This window comes from Lysobacter antibioticus HS124, assembly GCF_000336385.2.
Lineage (GTDB): Bacteria > Pseudomonadota > Gammaproteobacteria > Xanthomonadales > Xanthomonadaceae > Lysobacter > Lysobacter firmicutimachus.
In genome coordinates this window covers 1-4,868 of the sequence record NZ_HG424561.1, presented here as the reverse complement: position 1 = coordinate 4,868, position 4,868 = coordinate 1, and the positions used below count along the sequence as shown (strand labels likewise).

Genomic DNA, 4,868 nt, shown 5'->3' with positions numbered 1-4,868 from the left:
CACAGGCCATCCCTGGCCTGGCTGCGCACGGCCCGCATCCCTGCGGGCCGCCCTACGGGGCTGCAGGGCGTTCTCGCGAGATCCAAGCGGCGCCAAGCCGTTCACGGCAAAGGCAAGGGCAAGGGCTGCGGCTTTGACGTCCTGATCCCAATCCCGAATCCCCAATCCCCAATCCCCACCATTCAGCCCCAACGGTTCCTTTCGGCCTCCCGCGCCGCGACAATAGTCGGCCCGGCGCCGGCTGCGCCGGTCGCGTCCCCCGTCCGCATTTCCCGCATCGCCTCAGGAGGCCCCGTGTCCATCGTCCGCATGACCGATCTCGATCTCGCCGGCAAGCGCGTGCTGATCCGCGAAGATCTCAACGTGCCCATCGACGATGGCCGGATCACTTCGGAACAGCGCATCCTCGCCGCCCTGCCGACCTTGAAGCTGGCGCTGGAGAAGGGCGCGGCGGTGATGGTCACCTCGCATCTGGGCCGTCCCCAGGAAGGCCAGTGGAGTGAGGCTGATTCGCTGGCGCCGGTGGCCAAGCGCCTGTCCGAGCTGCTTGGCATCGAGGTGCCGCTGGTCAAGGATTGGGTCGGCGGCGTCGAAGTGCAGCCGGGCCAACTGGTGTTGCTGGAGAACTGCCGCATGAATGTCGGCGAGGGCAAGGACGACGAGGCCCTGTCCAAGCAGTACGCCGCGCTGTGCGACGTGTTCGTGATGGACGCGTTCGGCACCGCGCACCGCGCCCAGGCGTCCACCCACGGCGCGATCCGCCACGCCAAGGTCGCCGCCGGCGGCCCGCTGCTGATGGCCGAACTCGACGCGCTGGCCAAGGCGCTGGACAACCCGGCGCGGCCGTTGCTGGCGATCGTCGCCGGTTCCAAGGTCTCGACCAAGCTGGAACTGCTGTCCTCGCTGGTGTCCAAGGTCGATCAGCTGATCGTCGGAGGCGGCATCGCCAACACCTTCATCGCCGCGATGGGGCACGGCGTCGGCAAGTCGCTGGTCGAAACCGACCTGATCGACACCGCCAAGCAGATCATGGCCGACGCCAAGGCGCGCGGCGCGGACATCCCGGTGCCGACCGACGTGGTGGTGGCGCCGGCCTTCGCCGCCGACGCCCCGGCCACGGTCAAGGCGGTCGACGCGGTCGCCGCCGACGACATGATCCTGGACATCGGCCCGGACACCGCCGCCCGCTACGCCGAGCTGATCCAGAGCGCCGGCACCGTGGTCTGGAACGGGCCGGTCGGCGTGTTCGAGTTCGACGCCTTCGGCAAGGGCACCGAGACGCTGGCGCGCGCGATCGCCGCGTCGAAGGCGTTCTCGATCGCCGGCGGCGGCGACACCCTGGCCGCGGTCGACAAGTACGACATCGCCGGCGAGGTGTCCTATATCTCCACCGGCGGCGGCGCCTTCCTCGAATTCCTGGAAGGCAAGGAACTGCCGGCGGTGGCCGCGCTGAAGCAGCGCGCGGGTTGAGCGTGAGCGTCCGCCCCGCGCTGTTCTTCGATCTCGACGGCACCCTGATCGATTCCTCGCTCGGCATCACCCGCTCCATCGCTTACGCGTTGGAGCGGCTGGAGCATCCGGTGCCCGACGAGGCGGCCTTGCGCGGCTGGATCGGGCCGGCGCTGCGCACCAGCTTCCTGCCCCTGCTCGGCGACGCGGCGCGCGTCGAGCAGGCGGTGGCGTTGTACCTGGAGCGTTACGGCCGCGAAGGCTGGACCGAGCACACCGTTTACGACGGCGTATCCGAGATGCTGGATGCGGCGCACGCGGCGGGCCATCGCCTGGCGGTGGTGACCGCCAAGAACGAGGACAATGCGCGCAAGATCCTCGCCCACCTGCCGTTCGGCGATCGTTTCGACGACGTCGTCGGCTCGACCGTCGACGGCCGCCTGACCCACAAGGTCGACCTGATCGGCGAGGCGCTGCGACGTCTGGAATTGCGTGCGCAGGACTGCCTGATGATCGGCGACCGGCGCATGGACATCGAGGGCGCGGCCGAGCACGGCATGGGCCACATCGGCGTGCTGTGGGGCTTCGGCAGCGAGGACGAACTGCGCGAGGCCGGCGCTCAGCGGCTGGCCCGTTCGCCGACGCAGTTGCCGGAATTGTTCGCCGCCTGACGGCATCGCCTCGCGGCGTCCGGCCCGCCATCGATCCGACGCTGCGCCTTTGCCGTTTTCTCGGGTGAAACAAGCGGCGCAGGTGGTCGCTCTGCAGCGTTCGCGATCGTGCCCGGTCGCCGCTCGCGGCGTCCGGCGACGGCAGCGCGTCGTCGTGGTCTGTTCTGCGCGTTGCCTGGCGCGGCTTGCGCCGCTCCTGCGGGGCGCGCGGCAATCGCGATAGCAATCACGTTTGCGAAAAGTGATGACAATCGCTTAACGCCGGTTTTATGCCGGTGCGGCAGGGCTGGCCTATGGTGCGCGAGCGGCGAATTGGCGCCGCACCAAAGGGAGAGACTGCATGCGTCGTATCGGAATGTTCGCTGCCGTGTTCGCGGTGGCGCTGGCGGGTAGCGTGTCGTTCAATGCTCTGGCCTTCAGCTGGCAGGGCACCTGGTACTACTACGACGCCGAAGGCGCGCAGGTCGGCAAGTGGACCGCGGGCTGCGGCGCCGCCGACGGCCGTTGGGGCCAGGCCACCGAGAACAAGCGCTTCGTGCAGGGCTGCGCGGCCGAAAGCTGAGTTCCGCGCGCCGAATCCCATGCCGGCCGTCGCGACGGCCACGTCGCCGGAGGGCCCGTCGAAGCGGGCCTTTCGTAATGGATCGCCGCCGCATGGGCGGAGTCGTCTTACCGATCGTCGTCACGACAGGAGAGACCCACATGCGTCACTTCATCACCGCCGCGGCCGTGGCCGCGTTCGCCGGCGCGCTCGCGCTGGCCGGCAACGTCCTGGCCGCACCGCCGGGCCAGGGGTATTCGATCACGTACTTCGGCACTGACGGCGAAGTCGTCGGCGGCGCCACCGCGCACTGCAGCGGCGAATACTTGTCCTGGGGCGACCATACCGCGACCTACGACAAGCGCACCTGGTACTGCGATTGATCGATGGCGGACGGTGCGGCTGCGCCGCACCGTCTTCTTGCCGTGCGATGCGACGCCGTCGCGTCGTCCTTCCAGCGCGTCGTGCGGCGGTTTTCTCGTCCCGCTCGAGCGCCGTGCGGCGTCAGGATGCGCGATGCCCCGCGAGCGCAACTCCCTCGCGGCGCGGCGCCGATCGGCGTTAGGCTGCGCGCATGAGATCGCGCCGTTATTTGCAACTGGACGTGTTCGCCGAACGGGTCGGCGCCGGCAATCCGCTCGCGGTGGTGCTGGATGCGGACGATCTGGACGACGCGCGGATGCAATCCTTCGCCGCCTGGACCCATCTGCCGGAAACCATCTTCCTGCTGCCGCCGTCTCCTGGCGCGGACTACCGCGTGCGCATCTTCACTCCGACGCAGGAACTGCCGTTCGCGGGCCATCCCAGCGTCGGCGCGGCCTGGGCCGCGCTCGACGCCGGCTGGGCGCCGGCTGCGGCCGGGCAATTGCTGCAGGACTGCGCGGCCGGTCGCTTGCCGGTGCGGGTCGAGCGCAGCGGCGCGCGCGTCCGCATCGCCGTGCGCGCGCCGCGCGCACGGCCTTGCGAGGTCGACGAGGTCCGGCCACGCGCGATCGAGCGGGCTTTCGCCGGCGCCGCACGCGGTACGCTGGACGTGCGGCTATGGGACAACGGACCGCGATGGTGGCTGCTGGAACTGGCGGACGAGGCCGCGGTGCGCGGTCTGCGTGCGGATGTCGCCGCGATCCGCGCCGCGACCGACGGCCATGCGCTGGGCGTGGCGGTGTTCGCGCGCGGCGGCGAGGGCGCCGATGCGGACTACGTGGTGCGCGCGTTCTGTCCCGGCGACGGCATCGACGAAGATCCGGTTACCGGCAGCGCCAACGCGGCGATCGCCGCGGCCTTGCTTGAGGCCGGACGCGTCGCGCCAGGCAGCGCTTACCGGGTCAGTCAGGGGCGCGAGCTGGGCCGCGACGGCCGTGTCGAGGTGGGCGTCGACGAGGACGGCGAGGTGTGGGTCGGCGGCGAAGTACAGGCGACGATTCGCGGTCGCCTGATCTGGTGAACGGCCTGGCGTACGGGCCGCGATCGCGTCCGGCCGATGTGGCGCGCGATGCGCGCATTGCCGGTCAAGCTGAATGCGTAGTCGATGTCTGAATGTCTAGACGATGCGTAAACAAATGCGAGTCTGCATCGCATCGCCCGGGTCCTGGCCGAATTTGCGTACGCACGCGCATGGAGCGCATTCGTGCACGTTTGGGTGGTCGTTGGTCCGCCGCTTCGGCGGCCGAAAGACCCCGGGCGGCCCGGCTCGCGGCAGCGACCTGCGGACTGTCCTGCCGGTCGGGGGATTTGCGTTTCTGCCCGGGAAAATGAACGAAAATCACCTTCGCTCACCAAGCGCGCCGGCTGTCAGAAAGTGGCGTGCTTCTATCTAAAAAGAGACTTTGATCACGTTTTATTTGCGATGAACGGGAGCAGGCTAAATCGCGATGCACACTTAAAAGCACCTCGAAAGTGTGTTGTCGGCGCCTGGCCCGAAGTCGTGCCCCCAGCGAGCGCGGCCTGGCTGACCATCTCAGGCACGAGGCGGCCGCGCGCCGCTACAGGAGGACGTGATGGACTCTCAGACCCTGCTCAAGGCCCTTTCTTATAGCCTGCTCGCCGCGTGCATCGCCGCGGCGACGGTCTCGACCACCGGGTGTTCCGGTTCGGGGGGCGTCAAATCCAACTTCAACCCCGGTGCGGGCGGCGGCGATGGTTCGGGCGGCGGCGGCTCCGGTGGCGGCGGTTCGGGCGGCGGCGGCTCCGGTGGCGGTGGTTCGGGC

The 4,868-nt window shown here is 69.3% G+C and carries 6 protein-coding genes; all 6 read left to right on the top strand.

Annotated elements, in window-relative coordinates; all coding sequences use genetic code 11:
- Positions 1-294: 294 nt before the first annotated feature.
- Complete coding sequence (locus tag TX83_RS18985; protein WP_064749559.1) at positions 295-1,470, top strand: phosphoglycerate kinase; 1,176 nt, start codon at positions 295-297, stop codon at positions 1,468-1,470.
- A gap of 2 nt (positions 1,471-1,472) precedes the next feature.
- Entirely contained in the window at positions 1,473-2,120 is a 648-nt protein-coding gene (locus tag TX83_RS18980) for an HAD hydrolase-like protein (protein ID WP_064749558.1), read from the top strand.
- A 340-nt stretch (positions 2,121-2,460) separates the two neighbouring features.
- Positions 2,461-2,682, top strand: a complete 222-nt coding sequence (locus TX83_RS18975) for a DUF6289 family protein (RefSeq protein ID WP_141233575.1) — start codon at positions 2,461-2,463, stop codon at positions 2,680-2,682.
- A 140-nt stretch (positions 2,683-2,822) separates the two neighbouring features.
- Complete coding sequence (locus TX83_RS18970; protein WP_064749556.1) at positions 2,823-3,044, top strand: hypothetical protein; 222 nt, start codon at positions 2,823-2,825, stop codon at positions 3,042-3,044.
- A 191-nt stretch (positions 3,045-3,235) separates the two neighbouring features.
- Complete coding sequence (locus TX83_RS18965) at positions 3,236-4,105, top strand: PhzF family phenazine biosynthesis protein (RefSeq protein ID WP_064749555.1); 870 nt, start codon at positions 3,236-3,238, stop codon at positions 4,103-4,105.
- A gap of 553 nt (positions 4,106-4,658) precedes the next feature.
- On the top strand, positions 4,659-4,868 hold a 210-nt coding region (locus TX83_RS22955), incomplete at its 3' end, for a hypothetical protein (RefSeq protein ID WP_186442650.1).